This window comes from Candidatus Pelagibacter communis (genome assembly GCF_001179965.1).
Lineage (GTDB): Bacteria > Pseudomonadota > Alphaproteobacteria > Pelagibacterales > Pelagibacteraceae > Pelagibacter.
The window spans coordinates 1-24,462 of the sequence record NZ_CVSH01000059.1 but is presented as its reverse complement, the minus strand read 5'-3'; the positions used below and the strand labels follow the sequence as shown (position 1 = coordinate 24,462).

Annotated in this window: 23 protein-coding genes and 1 pseudogene; 18 read left to right on the top strand and 6 right to left on the bottom strand. The window is 30.4% G+C overall.

Annotated elements, in window-relative coordinates; genetic code table 11:
* From AMN73_RS03985 to AMN73_RS03950, 8 genes and pseudogenes are all read left to right on the top strand, one after another.
* Positions 1–204: pseudogene (locus tag AMN73_RS03985) on the top strand (hypothetical protein); the annotation flags it as partial.
* Positions 205–208: 4 nt separating this feature from the next.
* The gene (locus AMN73_RS03980; protein WP_075534986.1) at positions 209–955 is read left to right on the top strand and encodes a maleate cis-trans isomerase family protein; all 747 of its coding nucleotides are present in this window, start codon (positions 209–211) and stop codon (positions 953–955) included.
* 1 nt (position 956) lies between these two features.
* Complete coding sequence (locus AMN73_RS03975) at positions 957–2,123, top strand: M24 family metallopeptidase (protein WP_075534987.1); 1,167 nt, start codon at positions 957–959, stop codon at positions 2,121–2,123.
* A 38-nt stretch (positions 2,124–2,161) separates the two neighbouring features.
* On the top strand, positions 2,162–3,250 hold the full coding sequence (locus AMN73_RS03970) for an ABC transporter ATP-binding protein (RefSeq protein WP_075534985.1): 1,089 nt from the start codon (positions 2,162–2,164) through the stop codon (positions 3,248–3,250).
* A 126-nt stretch (positions 3,251–3,376) separates the two neighbouring features.
* The gene (locus AMN73_RS03965; protein ID WP_075534984.1) at positions 3,377–4,492 is read left to right on the top strand and encodes an extracellular solute-binding protein; all 1,116 of its coding nucleotides are present in this window, start codon (positions 3,377–3,379) and stop codon (positions 4,490–4,492) included.
* 71 nt (positions 4,493–4,563) lie between these two features.
* Complete coding sequence (locus AMN73_RS03960) at positions 4,564–5,817, top strand: ABC transporter permease (protein WP_075534983.1); 1,254 nt, start codon at positions 4,564–4,566, stop codon at positions 5,815–5,817.
* Positions 5,818–5,819: 2 nt separating this feature from the next.
* Complete coding sequence (locus tag AMN73_RS03955) at positions 5,820–6,674, top strand: ABC transporter permease (protein WP_075534982.1); 855 nt, start codon at positions 5,820–5,822, stop codon at positions 6,672–6,674.
* Positions 6,675–6,677: 3 nt separating this feature from the next.
* A complete protein-coding gene (locus tag AMN73_RS03950) occupies positions 6,678–8,900 on the top strand; it encodes a 3-hydroxyacyl-CoA dehydrogenase/enoyl-CoA hydratase family protein (protein ID WP_075534981.1) in 2,223 nt (740 codons plus the stop codon).
* 2 nt (positions 8,901–8,902) lie between these two features.
* Here the strand turns inward: AMN73_RS03950 and AMN73_RS03945 are convergent, their stop codons facing one another.
* Positions 8,903–9,553: a peptidylprolyl isomerase gene (locus AMN73_RS03945; RefSeq protein WP_075534980.1), complete on the bottom strand. Its 651-nt coding sequence runs from the start codon at positions 9,551–9,553 to the stop codon at positions 8,903–8,905.
* The gene (locus AMN73_RS03940) at positions 9,554–10,288 is read right to left on the bottom strand and encodes a putative zinc-binding metallopeptidase (RefSeq protein WP_075534979.1); all 735 of its coding nucleotides are present in this window, start codon (positions 10,286–10,288) and stop codon (positions 9,554–9,556) included.
* Positions 10,289–10,459: 171 nt separating this feature from the next.
* On the opposite strand from AMN73_RS03940, the gene speB reads away from it, so the two are divergent.
* Positions 10,460–11,422: an agmatinase gene (gene speB / locus AMN73_RS03935; RefSeq protein ID WP_075534978.1), complete on the top strand. Its 963-nt coding sequence runs from the start codon at positions 10,460–10,462 to the stop codon at positions 11,420–11,422.
* A 14-nt stretch (positions 11,423–11,436) separates the two neighbouring features.
* Positions 11,437–12,870 (top strand): aldehyde dehydrogenase family protein, encoded by a 1,434-nt coding sequence (locus AMN73_RS03930; RefSeq protein WP_075534977.1) that lies wholly within the window; start codon positions 11,437–11,439, stop codon positions 12,868–12,870.
* A 4-nt stretch (positions 12,871–12,874) separates the two neighbouring features.
* On the opposite strand, the gene argE is transcribed toward AMN73_RS03930, so the two are convergent.
* The gene (argE, locus tag AMN73_RS03925) at positions 12,875–14,059 is read right to left on the bottom strand and encodes an acetylornithine deacetylase (RefSeq protein ID WP_075534976.1); all 1,185 of its coding nucleotides are present in this window, start codon (positions 14,057–14,059) and stop codon (positions 12,875–12,877) included.
* A 27-nt stretch (positions 14,060–14,086) separates the two neighbouring features.
* Here argE and AMN73_RS03920 point away from each other — a divergent pair, with 27 nt between their 5' ends.
* The 8 genes from AMN73_RS03920 to AMN73_RS03890 are packed head-to-tail and all read left to right on the top strand — an operon-like array spanning position 14,087 to position 20,529.
* On the top strand, positions 14,087–14,428 hold the full coding sequence (locus tag AMN73_RS03920) for a tRNA-binding protein (protein WP_075534975.1): 342 nt from the start codon (positions 14,087–14,089) through the stop codon (positions 14,426–14,428).
* Between the two features lie 6 nt (positions 14,429–14,434).
* The gene (locus tag AMN73_RS03915) at positions 14,435–15,025 is read left to right on the top strand and encodes a LysE family translocator (protein ID WP_075534974.1); all 591 of its coding nucleotides are present in this window, start codon (positions 14,435–14,437) and stop codon (positions 15,023–15,025) included.
* A gap of 45 nt (positions 15,026–15,070) precedes the next feature.
* The gene (acnA, locus tag AMN73_RS03910) at positions 15,071–17,740 is read left to right on the top strand and encodes an aconitate hydratase AcnA (protein ID WP_075534973.1); all 2,670 of its coding nucleotides are present in this window, start codon (positions 15,071–15,073) and stop codon (positions 17,738–17,740) included.
* A gap of 2 nt (positions 17,741–17,742) precedes the next feature.
* Positions 17,743–18,387 (top strand): hypothetical protein, encoded by a 645-nt coding sequence (locus AMN73_RS03905; protein ID WP_075534972.1) that lies wholly within the window; start codon positions 17,743–17,745, stop codon positions 18,385–18,387.
* A complete protein-coding gene (locus AMN73_RS04395) occupies positions 18,380–18,586 on the top strand; it encodes a hypothetical protein (protein ID WP_082254590.1) in 207 nt (68 codons plus the stop codon). Before AMN73_RS03905 ends, AMN73_RS04395 begins: the two co-directional genes overlap by 8 nt.
* Before the next feature lie 11 nt (positions 18,587–18,597).
* Positions 18,598–19,680: an outer membrane protein assembly factor BamB family protein gene (locus tag AMN73_RS03900; RefSeq protein WP_082254589.1), complete on the top strand. Its 1,083-nt coding sequence runs from the start codon at positions 18,598–18,600 to the stop codon at positions 19,678–19,680.
* Between the two features lies 1 nt (position 19,681).
* Complete coding sequence (locus tag AMN73_RS03895) at positions 19,682–20,113, top strand: hypothetical protein (protein WP_075534971.1); 432 nt, start codon at positions 19,682–19,684, stop codon at positions 20,111–20,113.
* On the top strand, positions 20,110–20,529 hold the full coding sequence (locus AMN73_RS03890; protein WP_075534970.1) for a secondary thiamine-phosphate synthase enzyme YjbQ: 420 nt from the start codon (positions 20,110–20,112) through the stop codon (positions 20,527–20,529). Before AMN73_RS03895 ends, AMN73_RS03890 begins: the two co-directional genes overlap by 4 nt.
* Here AMN73_RS03890 and AMN73_RS03885 read toward each other — a convergent pair.
* From AMN73_RS03885 to glnT, 3 genes are read right to left on the bottom strand one after another with little or no spacing between them, the layout of a single operon-like run.
* Positions 20,526–21,950, bottom strand: coding sequence for a cryptochrome/photolyase family protein (locus tag AMN73_RS03885; RefSeq protein ID WP_075534969.1), 1,425 nt, complete (start codon positions 21,948–21,950; stop codon positions 20,526–20,528). The genes AMN73_RS03890 and AMN73_RS03885 overlap by 4 nt on opposite strands.
* Positions 21,950–23,092: a diaminopropionate ammonia-lyase gene (locus tag AMN73_RS03880; protein WP_075534968.1), complete on the bottom strand. Its 1,143-nt coding sequence runs from the start codon at positions 23,090–23,092 to the stop codon at positions 21,950–21,952. Before AMN73_RS03880 ends, AMN73_RS03885 begins: the two co-directional genes overlap by 1 nt.
* A 6-nt stretch (positions 23,093–23,098) precedes the next feature.
* Complete coding sequence (gene glnT, locus AMN73_RS03875) at positions 23,099–24,415, bottom strand: type III glutamate--ammonia ligase (protein WP_075534967.1); 1,317 nt, start codon at positions 24,413–24,415, stop codon at positions 23,099–23,101.
* Positions 24,416–24,462 lie beyond the last annotated feature (47 nt).

Below are 24,462 nucleotides of genomic sequence, written 5' to 3'. Positions count from 1 at the left end.
GATTTTATTGTAGAGGATAACAAGTTAAAGCATAAAAAATTTATTCCAGGTGTAAAAATACCAATACACTCAAAAGAAAAAATAAAAGATATTAATAATACTATGCTTGTTCTAGCATGGAATTTCTTTGATGATATAAAAAAAAATAATGAAGGATTATCAAAAAATTTTATTAATATTAAGTCTTTAGAAAAAAATAGTTAGAAAAATGAATTTAAGGAAAATAAAACCACAATATTTAAAAAAACCAAATCCAAGAATTGGTTTGATCGCACTAGCCAGTGACTTTATGATCGAAAAAGATTTTGTAAATGTTATTAATGGAAAAAAAATTGATTTTTTTGTTAATAGAATTAAATGTTACAATCCATTAACTAGTAAAAATCTTATAAAAATGTCCAAAGAAGTGACAAATGTTACAAAAGAAATTTTACCAAATCAGAAAATTGATTGTATTGCATATGGTTGTACATCAGGAACAATAGCTGCAGGTTTCAAATCAATTGAAAAAAAAATTAAAAAAGCAAAACCAAACACAAAAGTTGTTACACCAAGTACAGCAGCAATTAAGGCTTTAAAAAAAATGAATATTAAAAAAATATCTTTGTTTACTCCTTACCCAAAAAAATTAAATGACGAAGTTTTTGATTTTTTTGTAAATGAAAATTTTATAATTACATCTAATTCTTATTTTAATATTAAATCTGACATAGATATTGGTAAAGTTGATCCAAACTACTTATTCAAAGTTTTAACAAAAATGGATCATAAAAATTCCGACGCATTATTTGTTTCTTGTACAGCATTACCAATTTTATCAATATTAGATAAGTTAGAAAAAAAAATTAAAAAAATAGTACTGTCTAGCAATCAAACTCTCATTTGGGACGCTCTTGAAAAAATTGGTGAGAATAATTCAATAAAAGGTTTTGGAAAATTATTTAACTCAAATTGATATGCTATTTTCAAAACAAGAATATAAAGACCGTCTAATTAAAACCAAAAAACTAATGCAGGAAAAAGGAATTGATCTTTTAATATCTCAGGACACAAATAATATTAATTATTTGACTGGTTATGATGCATGGTCTTTTTATTATTCTCAATGTGTTATTGTTCACATTGATTGCGATGAACCGCTATGTTTTATTAGAGCACAAGATGCTGGCGGAGCATATATCAAAACATATTTAAAAAATGAAAATATTTTTGTATATGATGAAAAATATATTCATACATGGCCAGTACATCCATACGATGCCTTAATAGAACTAATTCAAAAAAGAAATTGGGAAAAGTTAAACATCGGAGTTGAAATGGATAGCCATTATTTTACAGCTTACTGTTATGAAAAGTTAAAGCAGGGACTTCCTAATGCAAAAATTAAAGACTCAGAAAGACTAGTCAACTGGGTAAGATTTGTTAAATCTGATACTGAAATAGGATATATGAAAAAAGCAGCAAAAATATCAGAGGGAGCTATGAAAGTTGCAATGGAAACTATAGAGCCAGGTTTACGACAATGCGATGCAGTGGCTGAAATACAAAAAGCTCTTTTCAAAGGAACACCAGAAGTTGGAGGTGAATATGCAAGTATTACAACTTTACTACCAACAGGCAAAGGAACTTCAGCTTCTCACTTAACTGCAACAGATGAAAAATTTGTTAATGGCGAGGCAACAATAGTAGAACTTTCTGGTGTTGTTAAAAGATATCATTGTCCTATGGCAAGAACGGTTCAATTAGGTAAACCAGAGCAAAAAAAAATTGATGCTATGAAAGCAACCAATGAAGCATTACAGGCGGGCATTGAAGCAACAAAACCTGGAAATACTGCAAATGATGTTGCGCAAAAGTTTTGGGGGGTTTTAGATAAATATAATATTAAAAAAGAGTCCAGGACCGGATATTCGATTGGAATAGGATATCCACCTGACTGGGGTGAACATACCTTAAATATCTATAAAGGTGATATGACAGTTCTTCAGCCTAATGTTTGTTTTCACATGATTGCAGTAATGCAATTTGGAGAATGGGGAGTAGAAGCGTCTGAATCCGTTAGAGTAACTGATAAAGGAAGTGAATTATTTTGCAATTTTTCAAGAGATTTATACATAAAATAAGAACTTGAAAAAAATATCAACAAATGTTTTAAATCACCATGCCAAATAACCAACAATTCGTAAGATTTGATAAAGTTGATAAAAGTTACGACGGCAAAGTTTTAGTTGTTAAGGATCTAAATTTAGATATTGCCGAAGGTGAATTCATAACAATGCTTGGGCCATCTGGATCAGGTAAAACCACTTGCCTGATGATGCTAGCAGGATTTGAGACACCAACAAATGGTGAAATATATTTAGACTCGAATCCAATCTCAAATATTCCACCCCACAAAAGAGGAATTGGAATGGTATTTCAAAATTATGCACTGTTCCCACATATGACTGTTTATGAAAATTTAGCATTCCCTTTAAGAGTAAGGAAAGTTTCAAAAGATGATATCGATAAAAAAGTTGATAAAGCCTTATCAATGGTTTCTCTAACTGGCTTTGAAAATAGAATGCCTGGTCAACTATCAGGTGGTCAACAACAAAGGGTAGCAGTTGCTAGAGCACTTGTTTTTGATCCTGCAGTTGTATTAATGGATGAGCCTTTAGGAGCATTAGATAAAAATTTAAGAGAAAGTATGCAATACGAAATAAAACATATTCATGAAAGTATTGGAGTAACAGTTGTATATGTCACCCATGATCAAGGTGAAGCATTAACAATGTCAAATAGAATTGCTGTATTTAATGACGGAAAAGTTCAACAACTTTCATCTCCAGATAAGTTATATGAAGAACCTGTAAATTCTTTTGTTGCAGAGTTTATCGGAGAAAATAATACTTTTGGAGGTCAAGTAACAAATTTTTCCAAAGAAAAATGTAAAGTTAAATTGGATGATGGATCAGAAATATTTGCAAATCCAATAACTGTTAAATCTAATGGTGATAAAACAACGGTCTCACTAAGACCAGAAAGAGCTTTAATTAATACAAAAGAAAAGATGGATAATAACTTTAAAGGAAAGATCGAGGAAGTAATATATCATGGAGACCATACACGTGTAAGATTAAATCTTTTAGGAAATAAAGAGTTTATTTTAAAAGTTCCTAATAGCTCAGCTAATATGGATATTAAACTAGGTAACCAAATAAATGTTAGCTGGAATAGCCATGACGCAAGGGCCCTAGACCCAAAATAATCATCAAGTTTAAAATCATTCTAGATTAACAAAATTAGACCCTTTTTTACAAAATGGGCTGTTGACTCACTCTTTATATATTGCTGTAATTGGTTTTTTATAAAAAAACGTTTAAACGGAGGATAAATGAGAAAATTAAGTAAACTATTACTAGTTCTATCTTTTGCTCTTTCAATAACTTCATCAGCATTTGCAGTAACTGTTGCATCATGGGGTGGAGCTTATACTGAGTCTCAAAAGTTAGGATATGGTGATCCTACTGCTAAGAAACTTGGAATATCTATCAATTGGGTAGACTATTCTGGTGGACTATCAGAAATTAAAGCACAAAAAGAGGCTGGCAAAATTACGTGGGATATAATCGACGTATTTGCAATGGATACTATTACTGGATGCGACGAAGGTTTATTTGTTGAATTTGATTTTGACAAAGACTTCCCAGCAGCACCAGATGGAACTCCTGCGAGTAAAGACTTCTTTGCTCCAATGCCTAGTAAATGTGCTGTAGGAAATATTTTATACTCTTGGAACTATGCTTATAACGTAAATAACGTTAAAGGTACTCCAAAGACTATCAAAGATTTCTTTAACACAAAAAAATTCCCTGGAAAAAGAGCTATCTATAAAAGCGCTCTAACAAATTTAGAGATCGCTTTAGCAGCAGATGGTATTAAGCCAGGAAAGGGTGGAGCAAAAATCTACAAAGCTTTAGAAACTGAAGCAGGTGTAGAAAGAGCAATGAATAAGATCAAAGAACTTTGCACTGATCCAAACGGAGGATGTGTATTCTGGTCTGCAGGTGCTCAACCACCAGAACTATTAGTTTCAGGTGAAGTTGTAATGGCAACTGGTTGGAATGGAAGATTCTTCAATGCTGAAATCGGAGAAGGAGCTCCAATCAAACAAGTTTGGGATGGTCAAGGTCTTGACTATGAATATTTTGTTCTAGTTAAAGGTGGACCAAACGAAGCTGATGCAAAGAAAGCTTTAGCAGAAATGACAAGTACAGAAGGTTTAGCAGGAAGTGCTAAGTATATTGCTTACGCTCCTTGGAGAAAATCTTCACTAAAAGTTATGGCTAAAGGTGAGCCTTGGTATAAAGATGGTAAGACGAACATGGTACCACAAATGCCAACAGCAAAAGCAAATACTAAAAACTACTTCTTAGTAGACCCTATTTTCTGGGCTGATAACGGTACAGAGCTTGGAGAAAAATGGGAAGCTATGAAAGCAGGACTATAATTTTAAGTTTTAAAGACTAAAATTATATACTATATTTAGGGCGGTTATTTTATAACCGCCCTTTTTTATTTATGAGCAGTGAAACCAGACAAATTTTAACTACAGATGGTATACCTTTAGAGGTAAGTTTAAAAAAAGCTGAAAGAAAAAATAAAATTAAAGCATTTCTTTTAGTTGCACCTTTATTATTGTTCCTACTTATTACTTATATTTTTCCAATTGGAGATATGTTGTTGAGAAGTGTGGATGATAAAATGGTTACTGAAATGTTACCAAAAACATTTAAATCAATGGAAGATTGGGATGGAAATGAAATGCCTCCAGAAGAGGTGTTTGAAGCTTTTTATTTAGATTTTCAAAAACTAGTAGAGGAAAAACGTGATGGAAAATTATCCACTCAATTAAATTATACCAAGAATGGTTTCAAAAGTATTTTAAAAAAATTACGAAGAAAAGCAAAAAATTTTGAAGAGGGAAATTATAAAGAACAAATAATGGCAGTACATAAAAGATGGGCAGACGTTGAGTACTGGCGAGCAATAAAAAGACGTGCACCAGCATTTACAAGTTCTAAATATTTAAAAGGAATGGATATGTACAAGAATGAGGAAGGTAAAATTGTAAGTGTAGAAGAAGATCGTAGAATTCATAGAGTTTTATGGCTCAGAACTTTAGAGATAGCTTTTTTCGTAACTTTATTATGTTTCCTAATGGCCTATCCAATTGCACATTTGCTTGCAACATTGCCAATGAAATATAGCAACCTATTGATGATCTGTGTACTTCTTCCTTTCTGGACTTCCTTATTGGTAAGAACAGCCAGCTGGATGATACTCTTACAACAACAAGGTGTTGTTAACGATTTCTTTGTTATGATTGGTTTAGTGGCTGACGATAATAGACCAGAGATGATGTACAATAAAACCGGGACTTATGTTGCAATGACACAAATTTTATTACCTTTTATGGTTTTACCTTTATATAGTGTTATGAAAACAATATCTCCAAGCTTGATGAGAGCAGGAAAATCGTTAGGAGGAACACCATTCGTAACATTTTGGAAGGTTTACTTTCCATTAACTATTCCTGGAATTGGAGCAGGCTGTTTATTAGTTTTTATACTTGCTATTGGTTATTATATTACTCCGGCTCTAGTAGGTGGAGCGTCAGGAACTCTTATTAGTAATCAAATCGCATTTCATATGAAGAGCACTCTTGATTGGAGCTTTGCATCAGCGATGGGATTAATGTTACTTGCTGGAGTATTAGCAATATATTGGATTTATAACAAATTGGTTGGAATTGATAACATTAAGTTAGGATAATTATGGCATTACCAAAATATACTGAACCACATTATAGAATTTGGCATTATATGTATATTTTCATTTGTACATGTGTTTTTTTCTTTTTGATCGCACCATTATTTGTAATTTTCCCTTTATCATTTAATGCTGAAGAATTTTTAAGTTTCTCTGAAGGAATGAAAAATCTTGATCCAGATGCATTTTCTTTAAGATGGTATAAGGATATGATTTATGGAACAAAAAATCCATGGGGGCTTGCAGCTAAAAATAGTTTTATAATTGCTATATTTGCCACATTGGGCTCTGTGATTCTAGGAACAGTAGCTGCATTAGGATTAAGCAGCAGACATATGCCTTACAAAGGATTAATCATGGCAACTCTAATTTCACCAATGATTGTTCCTTTGATTATTTCAGGAGTTGCAATTTTCTTTTTTATGGCCAAGGCAGGACTTGCAGCAACCCATACAGGAATAATTTTAGCACATATTATTTTAGGTACTCCATTTGTAGTAATTACTGTTACAGCAACATTGTCTGGCTTTGATCATAGTGTTACAAGAGCAGCCTCAAGCTTAGGCAGTGATCCTGTTAATACTTTTATGAAAATTACATTACCACTAATTCTTCCAGGAGTAATATCGGGCGGATTATTTGCTTTTGTGACTTCTTTTGATGAAGTTGTTGTTGTATTATTTTTAGCCGGACTAGAAAATACTACAATACCAATTCAAATGTGGACCGGGTTAAGAGAGCAATTAAGTCCAACAATATTAGCTGTTGCAACATGTTTAATAATTTTATCTACTTTAATTCTTGTTACAGCTGAACTATTAAGACGAAGATCTGAAAGGCTCAGAGGAATAAATAGATAAGAGATGGATATCAAAAAAGTTGTAGTAATAGGCTCTGGAACTATGGGGAGCGGTATCGCAGCTCATTTATGTAATGCAAATATACCAGTAACACTTCTAGATTTGACAACCGAGATAAGTGAAAAAGCAAGAGATAGAATTTATAAATCAAGACCTCCTTTATTAATAGATAAAAAAAAAATTAATAATATTAATGTAGGTAATATCAATGATGATTTTGATACTGTGAAAGAAGCTGATTGGATAGTAGAGGCTGTTGTTGAAAGAATTGATATCAAACATAATATTTATGAAAAAATTTTTAAAAATAGAAAATCAGGAGCGATAGTATCATCAAATACTTCCTCAATACCAATTAAAGTTTTGTCAGAAAAGCTTAACACCGAGGAAAAAAAAGATTTTTGCATCACACATTTTTTTAACCCTGTTAGATATATGGGATTACTTGAGATAGTTAAAAATGAAAATAACGATATTAGTAAAATAAACTCCCTAAAAAAATTTTGTGAAAAAGAGCTAGGCAAGGGAGCAATAGTTTGCAACGATACACCAGGCTTTCTTGGAAATAGAATTGGTGTTTATGCAATGCAGGTGGCAATGACTGAGGCATTTAAAATGAAATTAACTATTGAAGAAGCTGATGCAGTATTTGGAAGACCAATGGGTATACCAAAAACTGGTGTATTTGGTTTGTATGATTTAATCGGAATAGATCTAATGGCTGATGTATTAAAAAGTTTTATTAAAGAATTGTCAAAAAATGACGAATTTCAAATTGTAGCAAAAGAGATACCATTAATTACTAAACTTATAAAACAAGGTTATACAGGTAGAAAAGGAAAGGGAGGATTTTATAGAATTAATAAAGATAATAATCAAAAAATTTTAGAAGCCATTAATTTAGAAACAGAAAAATATTCCCCATCAAAAAAAATAGATCTAGGAATCGAGACTGTTAACTTAAATAGTTTAATAAATAGGGATGATAAATACGGTAAGTACGCATGGTCTGTAATTTCAAAAATAATTAAGTATGCATCCTCATTGGTACCGGGAATTACTGATAAGTTTAATGATATAGATGAAGCAATGCGTTTAGGTTTTAATTGGGCAATGGGACCCTTTGAAATGCTTAGATCTATTGGTGTGAAAAACTTTTTTGAGAGAATAGACGATTTTAAGGGTAATAAATTCCTAGAAAATTTAGCAAAAAATATGGACGAAAATTTTTATGGTCAAAGACAAATTTATACCGATATACAAACTTTAGCAAAAGTACGTCCTACAGCACTCAAGCTTGATAAGAATAATTCTGCTGAGATACATAGATTTAAAGATTTCAACATTGTTGAATTTACCACTAAAGCTTGTGCGCTAGATTACGATTCTATGGATGCACTAAAAAACGCAATAGACAAACCTTTAATAATCATAAATGAAAGTATGCAGTTTTCGGCTGGAGTAAATTTAAGCTATACAATGAATTTTGCTGAAAAAAATGATTATAATTCTATAGATAAGTTCATTAAATATTTTCAAGAAACTTGTAAGACTTTAAAATATTCGAAGCACCCTGTCGTTTCAGCGCCGTCAGGGTTAACTCTTGGCGGGGGATTTGAAGTATTGGTTCAAAGTAATTTTGTAGCCTCTCACACAAATATAGTAATTGGTTTAGTCGAAACAATGGTCGGTTTGGTCCCTGCGGGAGGTGGATGTAAAGAAATGTTATGGAGATGGTTTCAAACTGAAGAGGCAAAAAAAGATCCTGATTTTGCGCCATTAAAAGTTTTTGATATTATCGGTTATGGAAAAACTGCAACTTCACCCGTTGAAGCAGTACCACTTAAGTATTTAAGTCCGAATGATAAAACAATAATGAATAGGAACGGTTTATTTTCAGTCTCAAAAAAAATTATAGAAGATAATAAAGATTTTAAACCACCTTTAGAATGTAGTTTCAATTTATCTGGAAAGCCACTCAAAGAAAAAATGATAAAAGTTTTAGAGAAACTATATAACGATAAAATAATATTAGATCATGGAATGGAAGTTGGTAAAGAGCTTGCAAATGTATTGAGCGGGGGTAATACATCTTTAGAGAAGAAACTTACAGAGGACGATTTATATAGATTAGAATTAGAGTCATTTATGAGATTAATCGAAAATAAAAAAACACAAGATAGAATTAAACACACTCTTAAAACTGGAAAGCCTCTAGTAAATTAAAATCATAGATCTTGTAACATTTTAAAATAATTTATAAAATCTGGTCTCAAAACATATTCAGATTTATTACTATGTTTAATTTTTTCTAAAGCCTTAAGACCATAAAGTACTTTACCAACTGGAGTATACTCTCCTTCAAAAAGTGGTGCATCTTTCAACAAAATAAAAAATTGACTATCCTCTGTGTTCATTTCATTTTTTCGAGCCATACCAACACTTCCTCTCACAAAACTAAACGGTTCATTTACTTCAGATTTAATATTTCCATATTTAGAGGAACCAGTTCCTAAGTAGGTATAGTTGATATTATTCTTTTTGCCATATTCCAAATCTCCAGCTTGAACCAAAAACTTTTTAATAACTCTATGAAATGCAACATCATTATATTCACCTGTTTCAATTAACATTTTAAATCTTTTGACAGAATTTGGGGAAAGTTTAGGATAAAGTTCAATAATCACGTTACCACAGGGAACATTCAGAACTGCAATATTTTCTATTTTTTCAAATACTAAATTACTTGGGTCATTATTTTTTACAAATAAACAATCATTTTTTAAAATAAACAAAGACCCAAAACTTAAAAATGCTAAAATAATAATAAATAATGTAAGGTATTTTTCTAATCTAGTCTGTTTAATTTTTTTTATCATTTAAAATTGAAAGTTTTTATAAAGCTTAGATATTTTATTTTTTAAAAAAAAAGTTTTTTTTTTTATTATTTCATCATCTTTAGATCTTTGAATTAATATTTTTTTATTAGTTTTCATAAAGGAGTAAACCTCTGCCATATCTTCAAATGGAGTTGACATTGAGTAATCTGTTAAAAAACCTTTTTTATCATCAATGTATTCAAGGCTAACTTTATTCGAGCATGTTGAGCATTCTTTATAAATAAAATCTAAGGTATTCAATTTACCCCAAACAATCTGGTCAAATACGTCTTCTTTATCAAAATGAATGAAATGAAACACCTCATGATGTAAAACTCTATTAAAAAACTTATTTTCAGTGTTTAGATTAAATATTAGTGTTTTCATTTCTGGGTTAGCGAAACCCAGGGCTGGAATTTCTGATATTTTTAAATTTTCACATATTATAATATATTTTAATCTTATTTTTTTTAAAAAATCATTTTTATAAATGTTTAGACTTTTGCTTATTTTATTATAATTATCTTCGAGTTTATTTTTATCTGCAGTTGAACAAGAAACATTATTAATACCAACACCTGCAGAAAAATTATTTTCAGGTATTAAAAACCTTAATCCATTATTCTCAATTTTATAGAGCTTTAAATTAGGTATCTTTATAATTTCATATAATTGATCAGAATTTGCAGGAAAAATTAAAAAAAAGCTTAAAACTAAATAATAAATAAATTTCATGAGATACAATTTAGATCATATTAGATAATGAAATAATATGGTACATTTTTAATATGAAAAAAAAAGATAAATCAAGTAATAGAATTTCAGTGCGTTTTGCTAGAAAATATATTTTATATTATTATGCATTCTTTTGGGTAGTTTTAGTTTTGATACTTTTATTCAATTTTAATGACTAAAAAAAATAAAGAACCAATTCAGCCTGTAAGTGGAACTGTGGTTCCAAGATTTGCTGGACCTAATACTTTTGCAAGATTACCTGAGCTTAGAGATGTCGACAAATGCGATATTGCTATAGTTGGCATTCCTTTTGATGCTGGAACAAGCTATAGACCAGGTGCAAGATTTGGACCACAAAGTATTCGACAAGCATCAAGACATTTAAGAACAAACTATCATCCAAACTATGATGTTGAACCATTTAAAGTTCAGCAAGTAGCCGATGCAGGAGATATTACATGTAATCCATTTAATATAAACGAGGCAATCAAACAAATAGAGGATGGTGCACTAAATCTTTTAAAAAAAACGAAAGGTATAATAAGTATGGGGGGCGATCATACAATTGCCTTTCCATTATTAAGAGCAATGAATAAATTTAATAATGGACCTGTTTCATTAGTACATTTTGATGCTCACCTTGATACATGGGATACTTATATGGGCGCTCCATATACTCATGGTACTCCATTTAGAAGAGCAAGAGAGGAAAATTTATTTTTAGATAATGCATCTATGCATGTTGGTATTAGAGGACCATTGTATAGTAAAGATGACTTTAAAAATGACGAAAGTTTTGGTTTTAAAATTATTCACTGCGATGAATTTCAAACTCAAGGTACAGATAAAATTGCAGAAAGAATAAAAAAAAGAGTAGGTAACAACCCATTATATTTATCAATCGATATAGATGTATTGGACCCTGCATTTGCACCAGGAACGGGTACACCTGAAATTGCAGGCATGACAACTAGGGAAATGGTAAATGTTTTGAGGGGTTTATCAGGATTAAATTTGATATCGGCAGATGTCGTAGAAGTTGCACCAGCATATGATCATGCTGAAGTTACTTCATTAGCAGCAGCAACTATCATTTATGAATTAACTAATTTATTTGCAAAAATAGATAGATAGGTTAATTTGCCAAAATGATCGATAAAAAAAAATTCTATATCAATGGTGAATGGGTTGATCCAATTAATAAACAAAGCCTAGATGTAATTGATCCATCTACAGAAAAAAGTTGTGCAACAATTTCATTAGGTGGGAAAGAAGATGTTAATAAAGCAGTTAATGCAGCTAAAAAAGCTTATGAGACATGGGGATTTAGCTCAAAGGAAGAAAGAGTTAAATTATTAGAAAATCTTTATGTTCTATATAAAAAAAGATGGGCTGATATCGCAAATGCAATTACGATGGAAATGGGCGCTCCAAAGGATTTCTCAACCAAATTACAAACAGGAACAGGGGCCAGTCACATAAAATCATTTATTAGATATTTAAAAGAATTTAAATTTGAAAAACCATTAGGAGAACATGCTCCAGACCAGAGAATTATATATGAACCCAAAGGAGTTTGTGCACTAATTACACCTTGGAATTGGCCAATGAATCAGGTTTGCTTAAAAGTAATTCCAGCTTTATCAGCTGGTTGTACAATGGTTTTAAAGCCCTCTGAACTAGCTCCGCTTTCATCTATGATTTTAGCTGAAATAATTCATGAGGCAAAATTTCCATCAGGTGTTTTTAATTTAGTAAATGGAGATGGAGCGACTACTGGTGATGCACTAACAAGTCATCCAGAAGTTAATATGATTTCTTTTACAGGATCTACTAGAGCAGGTGCTTTAATTTCTCAAAATGCTGCGAAAGATTTTAAGAGAGTAAGCCTTGAATTAGGAGGAAAAGGTGCAAATATTATCTTTAAAGATGCTGATCCTGAAGCAATAGAAAGAGGGGCATTAAGATGTTTTAGAAATTCAGGCCAATCTTGTAATGCTCCAACTAGGATGTTAGTAGAAAAATCAATGTACGATGAAGCAGTAGAAAGACTTAAAAAATATGCGAATGAGTTTCAAGTTGACGATCCAAACAAAGAAGGCGAGCACATAGGTCCAGTTATCTCAGAAACACAGTTTAATAAAATTCAAACATTAATAAAAAAAGGCATTGATGAGGGAGCTAAATTAGTTTCAGGTGGTCCAGGTAAACCAAATGGACTTGACAAAGGGTACTATGTAAAACCTACTGTATTTGCAGATGTAAAAAATGATATGGAAATTGCTAGAACAGAAATTTTTGGACCAGTTTTATCAGTTATGCCATTTGAAACAGAAGAAGAGGCAATTAAAATAGCCAATGATACCCCCTACGGTTTAACAAATTATATACAAACTCAAGATCCCGAGAAAGTAAAAAGAGTTGCAAGAAAATTAAGATCTGGAATGGTAGATGTAAATGGTGCTGGTATAGCTGTTGATGCACCGTTTGGAGGATTTAAACATTCAGGAATTGGCAGGGAAGCTGGATCAGAAGGACTAGTAGAGTTTCTTGAGGTAAAATCTGTTGGTGGCTGGAATTAAAAATTTAATTTGTAGATTTTTCTTTAACACCCTCTAAAAATTTTAAACATTTTGATATTTCGCTCAATTCAATGAACTCATCAATTTTATGAGCTTGTTCTATTGAACCTGGTCCACAAACTGCTGTGCTTATTCCTATTTCTTGGAATAAACCAGCCTCGGTGCCAAAAGAGACAACTTCTCTTGAATTGTCCCCAGTAATACTAGATACGAACTCACATGCCTCTGACTCCAAGTCTCTATCAAATCCGATAATTTCTCCAATAATCTCTTTCTTTATACTTGAATTAGGAAATATTTTTTTCATTTCAGGTAAAAGTTCATTATTTACAAACTTATCTAATTCTGCATTTAAAAAAATTGCATCATCTTTTACAACTGGTCTTGTTTCCCATTTTACCTGACATTTATCAGCTATTACATTGTGAGCAATACCTCCAAAAATTCCGCCAACAGAAAGAGTAGAATAGGGTGGAGAAAAAATTGAATTTTTTGGAACTCGTTTTTTTAATTTATTTCTAAGTTCAATTAATTTACCTACATATCTTGCAGCATATTCAACTGCACTTACTCCCTTATGTGGTTGAGAGCTGTGTCCTGCAAGTCCTTCAAAGTAGGTTGTATATTCATAAGCCCCCTTATGAGCATCGATGATTTTCATATTTGTTGGTTCGCCTACTATACATATACCTTTATTAAAACCTCTTTTTTTTAATTCTTTTATTAAAAGTGGCGCTCCAATACACGCAGTCTCTTCATCAAAAGTAAAAGAAAAATTAATATCCCTATCCAAATTAGTTTTTGAAAAAATAGGGGCATAGGCTAAAGCACATGCAATAAATCCTTTCATATCGCAAGATCCTCTTCCATAAAGTTTATTATTTTTAATTGTTGCTTTAAAAGGATCTGTTGTCCAACCTTTTGAAACAGGCACTACATCTGTATGTCCGGATAGAATTATTGGTTTTTTTCCATTGTGATTCTTAGCTTTTATTGTAGCAAAAAGATTTACTCTTTTTTTTTCAGAGTCAAATATTTTAAATGAGGATGCACCATTTTTTTTTAAAACCTCATCACAATAATTTATTAGTGAATTATTGTCCTCACCCGAAATTGTTTTAAAAGCTATTAAATCTGTTAAAATTTTAATAGAATTTTCAAGTAAATTTTTATTATTTTCTGTACTCATAAATATAATCAATTATATATTAAAATCATGAAAGAAGAAATAACCTACGATATATTTAATAAAGTTGATATTAGATTAGGGACCGTAATTTCAGTAAAAAAAAATGAGAAAGCTAGAAAACCATCATTGGTTGTTGAGGTAGATTTTGGAAATGAGATAGGAGTAAAACAATCCTCTGCTCAAATTACACATTTTTATAATGAAGAAAATTTAGTTGGAAAGCAAGTAATTGGTGTATGTAATTTTCCTGAAAAAAATATTGCTGGCATTAAATCACAAGTTTTAATTTTGGGTTCTATAGATAAAGAGGGAAAAGTAACATTGCTACATCCCTCGCAAAAAGCTGAGAACGGTTTACCGATTGCATAATTAAATATGCACCCAGAAATAATTTCACTTTGTTTGTTCATGTTTGCAACAAGTTGCTCACCGGGACCGAATAATGTTGTAGCATCTTACTCAGGTTTTAATTTTGGAATATTAAAAACCATCCCTCATATGCTTGGTGTAATTTTTGGTTTTACTATTTTAGTAACAATAATGAATTTCGGTCTTATAAATATTTTCCAAAAACTACCCATACTTCAAGAAATACTAAAGTATGCTGGCTCTATATTTCTTTTATATTTAGCTTATAAAATTTCCTTTTCAAAAAATAACCCAAATAATAAAAATGATAATCCTGTTAAATTTATAGAAACTTTTTTTTTTCAATTCATAAATCCTAAATCTTATATAGTTGCTGTTATTATGATATCGACATATGTTGAGAGAGGACAAAACTTTATGTTATATTCACTTTGGGTAATAGGCGTTGCATTTTTATTTGCAATAATAAGTATTAATTTTTGGACATTAATAGGCAAATTTTTAAGAAGATTCGCGACAAATGAGAAATTTATAAAAAGATTTAATTATGCTATGTCTACACTTTTAGTAGCTTGTATAGCTACATTTTATTTATAATTTAATTCATAATTTGAACTAAATATTCTATAAGATAGCAATTTTATGAAACCAGGAAATAAAAATTCATATAACTCATTAGATACTATTGATATAGATGATAAAAGTTTTAATTTTTACTCTTTATCAAAAGCAGAAAAAAATGGTCTTGATGGAATCTCATACTTACCAAAGTCATTAAAAGTTTTGTTAGAGAATTTATTAAGGTACGAAGATGGTGTAACTGTAAGTAAGAAACAAATCGAAGCAATTCAAAAATGGTTAGAAGATAGAAAGTCTGCTACTGAAATTGCCTATAGACCAGCAAGAGTTTTACTTCAAGATTATACAGGAATACCAGCAGTAGCAGATTTGGCTGCTATGAGGGAGGCGGTAAAAGAAAAAAATAAAGACCCTAAAAAAATCAATCCGTTATCAGCCGTGGATTTAGTAATTGATCATTCTGTTCAAGTTGATCAATCTGCAAAAAAAAATTCATTTGAAAAAAATGTAGATATTGAATTTGAAAGAAACGGAGAAAGATATTCTTTTTTGAAGTGGGGTCAGCAAGCATTTGATAATTTTAGAATCGTTCCACCTGGAACCGGTATTTGTCATCAAGTAAATTTAGAATATTTATCAAAAGTAGTTTGGTCTGAAAGTTCTGGTGGAAAAACATATTTGTTTCCAGATACCTTGGTTGGCACTGATAGTCATACTACCATGGTAAATGGTTTATCGGTTTTAGGTTGGGGAGTAGGAGGTATTGAAGCAGAGGCAGGAATGTTAGGACAACCAATATCAATGTTAATTCCCGAGGTAATAGGCTTTGAGGTAAAAAATAAATTACCAGAGGGAACAACAGCTACCGATCTAGTTCTCACAGTTGTAAAAATTTTGAGAGACAAAGGTGTGGTTGGTAAATTTGTAGAATTTTTCGGAGAAGGTTTAAAAAATTTAAGTTTAGCTGATAGAGCAACTATAGCAAATATGGCGCCCGAGTATGGAGCAACATGTGGTTTTTTTCCAATAGATGATGAAACGTTAAGATATTTAAGGTTTTCTGGCAGAGATGAACATATAGTTAAGATTGTAGAAAAATATGCAAAAGAGCAGGGATTATGGTCTAGCGACAATATCAAGTTTACCGATAAAATTTCTTTAGATATGTCTACAGTGGTTCCAACAATCTCTGGACCTAAAAGACCACAAGATAAAGTGTTGCTAACGGATGCAGCATCAAACTTTAAAAAGGTATTCAAAGAAACAACAAAAAGAAATAAAAATAATGTTTCAAAAGTAAATGGTACTGATTTTGAAATTAAAGATGGATCAATTCTTATTGCAGCAATTACCTCTTGTACTAATACCTCTAACCCAAATGTTTTGATAGGAGCTGGTTTGCTTGCAAAAAAAGCAATAGAATTTGGATTGAAGACTAAACCTTGGGTGAAAACTTCATTAGCACCTGGTTCTCAGGTAGTAACAGATTATTTAGAGAAAGCTGGATTAAATAAGTACCTTGATATGCTTGGTTTTAATTTAGTAGGGTATGGTTGTACTACATGCATTGGAAATTCTGGTCCTTTAAAAGAAAATATTGTATCAGCAATTGAGAAAGAAAGCATCTACGCAGTTTCAGTGTTATCTGGTAATAGAAACTTTGAGGGACGAATATCACCACACATTAAAGCAAACTATTTAGCATCACCACCTTTAGTTGTTGCTTACGCATTAGCAGGTCATATGGAAATTGATTTATATAAGGATCCACTTGGAAAAGATAAAAATGGAAAAGATATTTTTTTAAAAGACATATGGCCATCAAATAAAGAAATTGAGACCACACTTGCAGACTCTTTAAATGCAAACATGTTCATTAAAAGATATTCAAACGTATCAGAGGGACCAGTTCAATGGCAAAAAATTAAAACTGAAAAAACTAGTATTTATAATTGGGATGAGAGTTCTACTTATGTTAAAAGACCTCCTTTCTTTGATCAATTATCTGACGAGCCAGAGGGTTTTAAAGAGATTAAAGACGCAAGACCACTCCTAATTTTAGGAGATATGGTAACTACAGATCATATTTCACCTGCTGGCTCAATCCAAAAAGAAAGCCCAACTGGAGAATATTTTATGAAACATCAGGTGCTTCCAAAAGATTACAATTCTTACGGATCAAGAAGAGGTAATCATGAAGTTATGATGAGAGGGACATTTGCAAATATTAGAATTAGAAATGAGATGGCTCCAGGCACAGAAGGAGGTTTTACAAAACTACATCCCGAAGGAAAAATTATGCCAGTTTATGACGCGGTGGTTGAGTATAAAAAAAGAGGTACAGATTTAGTAGTAATTGGTGGAAAAGAATATGGGACTGGATCCTCAAGAGATTGGGCTGCAAAAGGAACTAAATTATTAGGAGTTAAAGTAGTTATTGCTGAAAGTTTTGAGCGTATTCATAGATCAAATTTAATTGGAATGGGAATCTTACCATTGCAATTTATTGAGGGTATGGATAGAAAAAAATTAAAATTTGAGGGCTCCGAGCTAGTGACGGTATTAAAAATAGAGAAAGGCATAAATCCATCTGATAAAATAGATGTTGAAATAAAGTATTTATCTGGGGATATCAAAAGAATAAAGACTTTATGCAGAATAGATACAAAGAACGAATTGGAATATTATAAGAATGGTGGCATTTTACAATTTGTATTAAGAAACATGATGTAAACATGGATGAAGAAATACAGTTAATTAATCAAAATACTAGAAAAGAGAAATTTAAAAATTTCATTTTGAATAACAAAAAAATTTTAATTGGATTATGTTCAATTACTATATTAGTCACAATATCAATTTTTATATTTTTAGAATTAAAAACTAAAAATCAATTAAAAATAGCAAGTAAATATAATGAAATTACTCAACTATACGAAAAGAATAATAGTAAAAAAATTTTGGAAGATTTAATAAATATTATTAATGAAAAGGATAAAACCTATTCTCCTTTAGCGCTCAATTTTTTAATTGATAACAAAATTATTGATAACAGGGATCAAATCAACAGTTTTTTTGACTTAATTATTAATGAAATAAAATTAGAAAATGAAATAAAAAATTTAATAATTTATAAAAAAGCACTTTATAACTCTGATAGCTCAAGCGAAAACAATTTACTGAAAATTTTAAAACCTATATTAAATTCAGAAAGCATTTGGAAGTCTCATTCGTTATACTTAATGTCTGAATATTTTTTATCAAAAAACGAAAAAGAAAAGTCAAAAGAATTTTTAATTCAAATAATAGAATTAGAAAATTCAAATCCAAGTATCAAAGCTGAGGCTCAAAAAATGATTAACAGGTACTTTAGTGGATAAAATATTTAAATTAGCCTTACTTTTGATTTTAAGTTCGTGCTCCTTAAACCCAAACTCTACTCTTTGGACAAAGAATAAGAAAATTGAATATGAAAATTCATTGAATATCATAGAGATAGATCCAAAAAAAAATGTTTTAACAAAAGAAATTAATTCAAATATTAAAATTAAAATAGGTAATGCAACAAAGAAAACATAAATTATTATAAAATGACAAATAATAATGGGGCTACTAATTACGATGGTAAACTAAAGAAAATTTCAAAATATAATTATTCAAAAATTGAGTATTTTAATCAATATGAACCAGAGTTAATTTCATATGATAATAATTTAATATTTTTTGACAATAAGGGAACAATTTTAAATTTTAAAGAAAACTCTAAATTACAATGGAAAAAAAATTATTATTCAAAATCTGAAAGAAAAAAAAATCCCATTCTTTTTTTTTCGAATAACAAAAATATACTTATAGTAGCTGATACATTAGCAAACTATTATTCAATTGATTTGAAAACAGGTGATAAAATTTGGTCAGGTAAAAATAATTCACCTTTTAATTCACAAATTAAAATATTAGATGATAAATTTTTTATAGTAGATGATAGTAATATCCTTAGTTGTTTTTCTATAAAAAATGGCAACAAATTGTGGAGCTATAAAACAGAAAAACCTTTAATCAAATCACAAAAAAAAATGTCAATTATAATAAAAGAAAACAAAGTTATTTTTATCAATACTCTCGGTGATGTAACTGCGTTGGATACACTATCAGGAAGATTGTTGTGGCAATTACCAACACAAAGTAAATCCATTTATGAAGATGCAATGTTTTTAAAAATTTCAGACATGGTTTTAGAGGATAATTCAGTATTTTTTTCCAATAATATGAATGAGTTTTTTTCATTAGATGCTACAACTGGGATCCTAAATTGGAAACAAGTTGTTAACTCCAGTCTACGACCATCTATTGTAAATGATTTTATTTTTACAGTTAGTGAAGAAGGTTTTTTAATAGTAATAGATTCTAAGAGTGGAAAAATAATCAGAAGCACAGATTTATTTGATAAATTTAAAATAAAGAAAAGGAAAAAAATTAAACCAACAGGATTTGTTTTAGGGAGTAAAAAATTATATTTGAGCACATCAACAGGACGATTATTAATTGTAGACATTGAAAGTGGAAAGACACAATTAATAATAAAAATAGATAGTGAAAAAATTTCAAGACCAATTATTTTAAAACAGAGTTTATTTGTGGTAAAAAATAACTCTGTTATTAAATTAAATTAATATGTTATTAAAAATTCTGGATAAATTAGGTAGAAAAAAAGTTGTTTTTGATAGAGGGCCATCACATCCTAAGTATAATGAAGCCAAACCATGGATGAACAGATATTACGTTTTATTTAGGAATAGACCAAGATGGTTTCCTTTTAATGTATTAATTCATGAAATGCTCGATGACGATCACGGAGAGGGTGTTCATAACCATTTATTTCCTTTTATAACTATAATTTTGAGAGATGGATATTGGGAGACGCTCAAAAGTGGAAAATATTGGAGATCACCAGGCTACATAGGATTTAGATCTGCAAACACTTTTCATAGAGTTGATTTAAAGCCTGGAACCAAACCACTTACTATATTTATATCAGGTCCATTTGGTCTCAGAAAGGGACCAAGATCAGAGTATGGAATAGATTTTAAGACTAAAAACAAGTGATACAAAAATTTCATAATCTCATACTCCAAACAGACGGTCAGAAACTTTATGATTTTACAAATAAAACACTTGAATGGATAAAAAAAAATAATTTCAAAAATGGAATAATCAATTTAAGCATCCAACACACAAGTGCTTCACTAATAATCCAGGAAAATGCTGATCCAGATGTTCAATTAGATTTGTTAAATTTTTTTGATAAAATTGCACCAATGAAAAATAATCTTTATATTCATAACGCTGAGGGAAAAGATGATATGCCTGCGCATATTAAATCAGCAATAACAAACAATCAAATTTCTCTAAGTATTAAGGATCAAAAACTTTTACTAGGGACTTGGCAAGGGATATATTTATTTGAGCATAGATTAAATCCACAATCGAGAACTATAATTCATCATTTTATAGGAGATTAATTTTTCTTTTTAAGTGATTGGAAAGCCTCTAAAGCTTCTTTTCTTGCTACCTCATGGATGACAATAGGTTTTGGATAATCTTTTCCGATAACAGTATTTATTGCTTCTTGATATTTTTTTTCCATTTCCCATGGTTTATGAATAAATTTTTGTGGAACTTTTTTTAATTCGGGTACCCATTTTTTTACATATTCTCCTTCTTTATCAAATTTTTCTCCCTGCAAAATTGGATTAAAAATTCTAAAATATGGAGCTGCGTCTGCACCACATCCTGCTACCCACTGCCATTGAGCTACATTATTTGCCTCGTTAAAATCAAATAAACAGTTTCTAAAATATTTTTCTCCTTCTTGCCAATTTATCCTTAAATGTTTTACTAAAAAAGATCCAACAACCATTCTAATTCTATTATGCATCCATCCAGTCTCATATAATTCTCTCATTCCTGCATCAACAATTGGATATCCAGTCATCCCTTTTTTCCAAAGACTTAATTTTTTTTTATCATTTATCCATGGAAATTTATCAAATTCTTTTCTAAGATTTCCTTTAAGCATTTGTGGAAAATAATTAATTAAACTATGTGAAAATTCTCTCCAACCAAGTTCATTAATATATTTTCTTACACTAATATTTTTAGATTTAAGTTTTGCACATTGATCATAGATAGTTTTTACCCCAATTTGTCCATTTCTTATAAATGGTGATAATTTAGAGGTTCCTTTTATTGATGGAAAATCACGTTTAGTACCATAATCATAAATATCATTTTTAATAAATTTTTCTAAATATTTTTTAGCGGTTGTCTCTGAAGGTTGCCAATAGGTATCAAATTTTTTATACCAATCTTTATTTGGTAAAATATTTTTACAAGAAATATTTATTTTAAAAAGCTTTTTTATCTTTTTTAATTTTTTTACTTTATGATCTTTGTTAGGTATTTTTTCTAAGAAAATTCTTTCAGAATTCTTCCAAAATGGGCTGTATACTTTAAAAGGAGTTCCATCTCCTTTTTTTACCTCTTGAAATTCATTTAAAACATTTCCTCTAAAATTTTTATAAGCAATATTGTTTTTTTGAAAAAACTGAATAATTTCATTATCTTTTTTGATTTCTAAAGGTTCATAAACTTTATTCCAATAAACACTTATATTATCACTTTTTTTTATTTTTTTTAAAACAGAAAGCTGATTTCCCTCTACAATTTCAAGACATATATTATATTTTTCTAAGTCTACCTTAAACTCCTCAAGTGATCTTGAAAGCCACCATTTTTGTGCTTCTCGTTTATCATCGAATACGGATTTATCATAAATATACAATGCTGAAACTGTATTATGATTACATGATGCATAGGAAAGGGCGGGGTTATCCTCAATTCTAAAATCGTCCCTTAACCAAAAAACTGCATTTTGTGTCATTAAATCCCTAATTCTTTTTTTCCATCATCTAATAATTTTTTGTAAAGAATTTCATCTGCATCACCCTCACAACCAATGACTAGCACGTTAGAGTTTTCATCGAGTGAAATTTTATTTTTTAAATCTTGATTTTCACAAACTGAAATTAAACTTATTATTCCCGGTGTTGCACACTCTCCACCTATTATGTTCTTTTCACAAAAATAATTATTTTTTAACATCGCAATAGTTTTCGCTACATTTTTATCTGAAATACTCGTACAGAGATTTACTGAGTTTTTTAATATTTTCCATGGGACTAATGATACCTCCCCACATGACATTCCTCCCATAATACTCTCTTTTTTAATATTAACTTTCTGTAAAGAACCTTTATCAACACTTTGAAGTACACAATCAGCATTTTCAGGTTCAACTATAATTATCTTAGGTATTCTTTTGAAATATTGAGCTACTCCCAAAATTGCACCAGAGGCCATACCTCCTACACCCGCTTGAAGAAAAATATGAGTAATGTATTGGTCCGTTTGATTTGATATTTCTTTAATCATAACTGAATATCCAGCCATTGTTAATTTAGGTACATTTTCATAATTTTTCCAAGCTACATCTTGAACAATCTCCCATCCATTTTTATTTGATTGATTTATACATTCCTCCAATGATTTTTCATAATTACCTTTAACTCTAATTATTTCAGCACCTAACTTTCTCATTTCTTCAGCACGAGCATCACTTACATATTCACTGATAAATATTTTACATTTCAATCCAAGTCTCTGTGCACCCCAGGCAACTGAACGTCCATGGTTTCCAGCAGTCGCCGTAGAAATAGTAATATTTTTTTTCCCTTCTTTAACTCTTTCGACTGCGTAAGCTCCACCTAACGCTTTGAATGATTTTAAATGAAATCTTTTCGACTCGTCTTTATAAAAAATATTCTTTAATTTTAAATTATCTGATAGTTTTTTTAGTTCTATTAAAGGTGTTGTATTATAATCTTTCCAGCCTGAGATTTTTTTATATGCATCAATAATATTTTTCTCACCACAAACATTTATTATATTTTGTCTATTAAAACTAAAGTTTTCATTAAAAATATATTTTGATAGTTTCCAACCAAAATTCTTCGAGTTGCCCATAATAATTTAGCAATCCAAAGTATTTTGTTTTTCCCAATTTGTTATAGGATTGTTTTTGTCAAAAATTTCTTCCTTTGCAAAATTTGATAATTCTTCCTTTTTGAGTTTTATATAACTTTCGATTACATTATCACCAAAAGCTTCTCTTAAAACTTTATTATTATTTAACATATCTAATGAGTCTTCCAGGTCATTCGGTAATTTCGGTAAGTTTGGATAATTTTTATAATCTGTATACATGTTACAGCTTAATGGTTCGCCTGGATCTAATTTTAAATTCATTCCATATAATCCTGATGCAATGACACCAGCCTGCAATAAGTATGGGTTAGCAGAACCATCCATAAGTCTTAATTCAAATCTGCCTGGATCCGGTATTCTAATCATGTGAGTTCTATTATTGCCCGAATAAGAAATACTTGATGGCGACCAAGAAGCACCCGATTTTGTCGGTGGTGCATTTATTCTCCTATAACTATTTACTGTTGGATTAAAAAAAGAGGAAAGAGACTCTGTATTTTTCATAACCCCAGCTAAAAAATTATATGCGGTTTTGCTGAGACCAAATCTATCACCATTATCTAAAAACTTATTGACTTTTCCATTCCATAAAGAAATATGCGCATGGCATCCATTTCCAGTTAAATTTTCAAAAGGCTTAGGCATAAATGTAGCTCTTAAACCATGTTTTTCAGCAAGAGATTTAACCATAAACTTAAAAAAAACATGTCTATCAGCAGTAATTAAACAGTCTGAATAATCCCAATTCATCTCAAACTGTCCATTAGCATCCTCATGATCATTTTGATAAGGGTTCCAGCCTAACTCAATCATACAATCACAAATTTCTTTTATTAACTCATATCGTCTCATTAATGCAGATTGATCGTAACAAGGTTTAGATTGTATATCTCTTGGATCCGCAATGGATGAACCATCAGGAGATATAAGAAAATATTCGCATTCTACACCTGACTTCATCTCCAGACTTTTTTTAGAAAGCTGCATTATTTGATTTTTCAACATTACTCTTGGTGAAGCATTAACTGGTTTACCATTCATCCATAAATCTGATGCCAGCCATCCCACCTCTTTATTCCATGGAAGTTGTATTAAACTATCTGGATCTGGTATAGCAAACATGTCAGCATCTGCAGGCGTCATATCCAACCATGTTGCAAATCCTGCAAATCCAGCCCCATTCTTTTGCATTTCACTAATTGCTCTTGTAGGAACTAATTTAGATCTTAGCACTCCAAATAAATCAACAAAACTTATTAAAAAATATTTAATTTTTTTTATTTTAGCAATCTGATTATTCAACTATGAAATATGCTGTGAACGTACTCAAATTACTTAAAATTAAACAT

Coding starts and splice junctions, on each gene's coding strand:
- AMN73_RS03980 (WP_075534986.1), top strand. CDS start 209: ATGAATTTAAGGAAAATAAAACCACAATATTTAAAAAAACCAAATCCA.
- AMN73_RS03975 (WP_075534987.1), top strand. CDS start 957: ATGCTATTTTCAAAACAAGAATATAAAGACCGTCTAATTAAAACCAAA.
- AMN73_RS03970 (WP_075534985.1), top strand. CDS start 2,162: ATGCCAAATAACCAACAATTCGTAAGATTTGATAAAGTTGATAAAAGT.
- AMN73_RS03965 (WP_075534984.1), top strand. CDS start 3,377: ATGAGAAAATTAAGTAAACTATTACTAGTTCTATCTTTTGCTCTTTCA.
- AMN73_RS03960 (WP_075534983.1), top strand. CDS start 4,564: ATGAGCAGTGAAACCAGACAAATTTTAACTACAGATGGTATACCTTTA.
- AMN73_RS03955 (WP_075534982.1), top strand. CDS start 5,820: ATGGCATTACCAAAATATACTGAACCACATTATAGAATTTGGCATTAT.
- AMN73_RS03950 (WP_075534981.1), top strand. CDS start 6,678: ATGGATATCAAAAAAGTTGTAGTAATAGGCTCTGGAACTATGGGGAGC.
- AMN73_RS03945 (WP_075534980.1), bottom strand. CDS start 9,553: ATGATAAAAAAAATTAAACAGACTAGATTAGAAAAATACCTTACATTA.
- AMN73_RS03940 (WP_075534979.1), bottom strand. CDS start 10,288: ATGAAATTTATTTATTATTTAGTTTTAAGCTTTTTTTTAATTTTTCCT.
- speB (WP_075534978.1), top strand. CDS start 10,460: ATGACTAAAAAAAATAAAGAACCAATTCAGCCTGTAAGTGGAACTGTG.
- AMN73_RS03930 (WP_075534977.1), top strand. CDS start 11,437: ATGATCGATAAAAAAAAATTCTATATCAATGGTGAATGGGTTGATCCA.
- argE (WP_075534976.1), bottom strand. CDS start 14,059: ATGAGTACAGAAAATAATAAAAATTTACTTGAAAATTCTATTAAAATT.
- AMN73_RS03920 (WP_075534975.1), top strand. CDS start 14,087: ATGAAAGAAGAAATAACCTACGATATATTTAATAAAGTTGATATTAGA.
- AMN73_RS03915 (WP_075534974.1), top strand. CDS start 14,435: ATGCACCCAGAAATAATTTCACTTTGTTTGTTCATGTTTGCAACAAGT.
- acnA (WP_075534973.1), top strand. CDS start 15,071: ATGAAACCAGGAAATAAAAATTCATATAACTCATTAGATACTATTGAT.
- AMN73_RS03905 (WP_075534972.1), top strand. CDS start 17,743: ATGGATGAAGAAATACAGTTAATTAATCAAAATACTAGAAAAGAGAAA.
- AMN73_RS03900 (WP_082254589.1), top strand. CDS start 18,598: ATGACAAATAATAATGGGGCTACTAATTACGATGGTAAACTAAAGAAA.
- AMN73_RS03895 (WP_075534971.1), top strand. CDS start 19,682: ATGTTATTAAAAATTCTGGATAAATTAGGTAGAAAAAAAGTTGTTTTT.
- AMN73_RS03885 (WP_075534969.1), bottom strand. CDS start 21,950: ATGACACAAAATGCAGTTTTTTGGTTAAGGGACGATTTTAGAATTGAG.
- AMN73_RS03880 (WP_075534968.1), bottom strand. CDS start 23,092: ATGGGCAACTCGAAGAATTTTGGTTGGAAACTATCAAAATATATTTTT.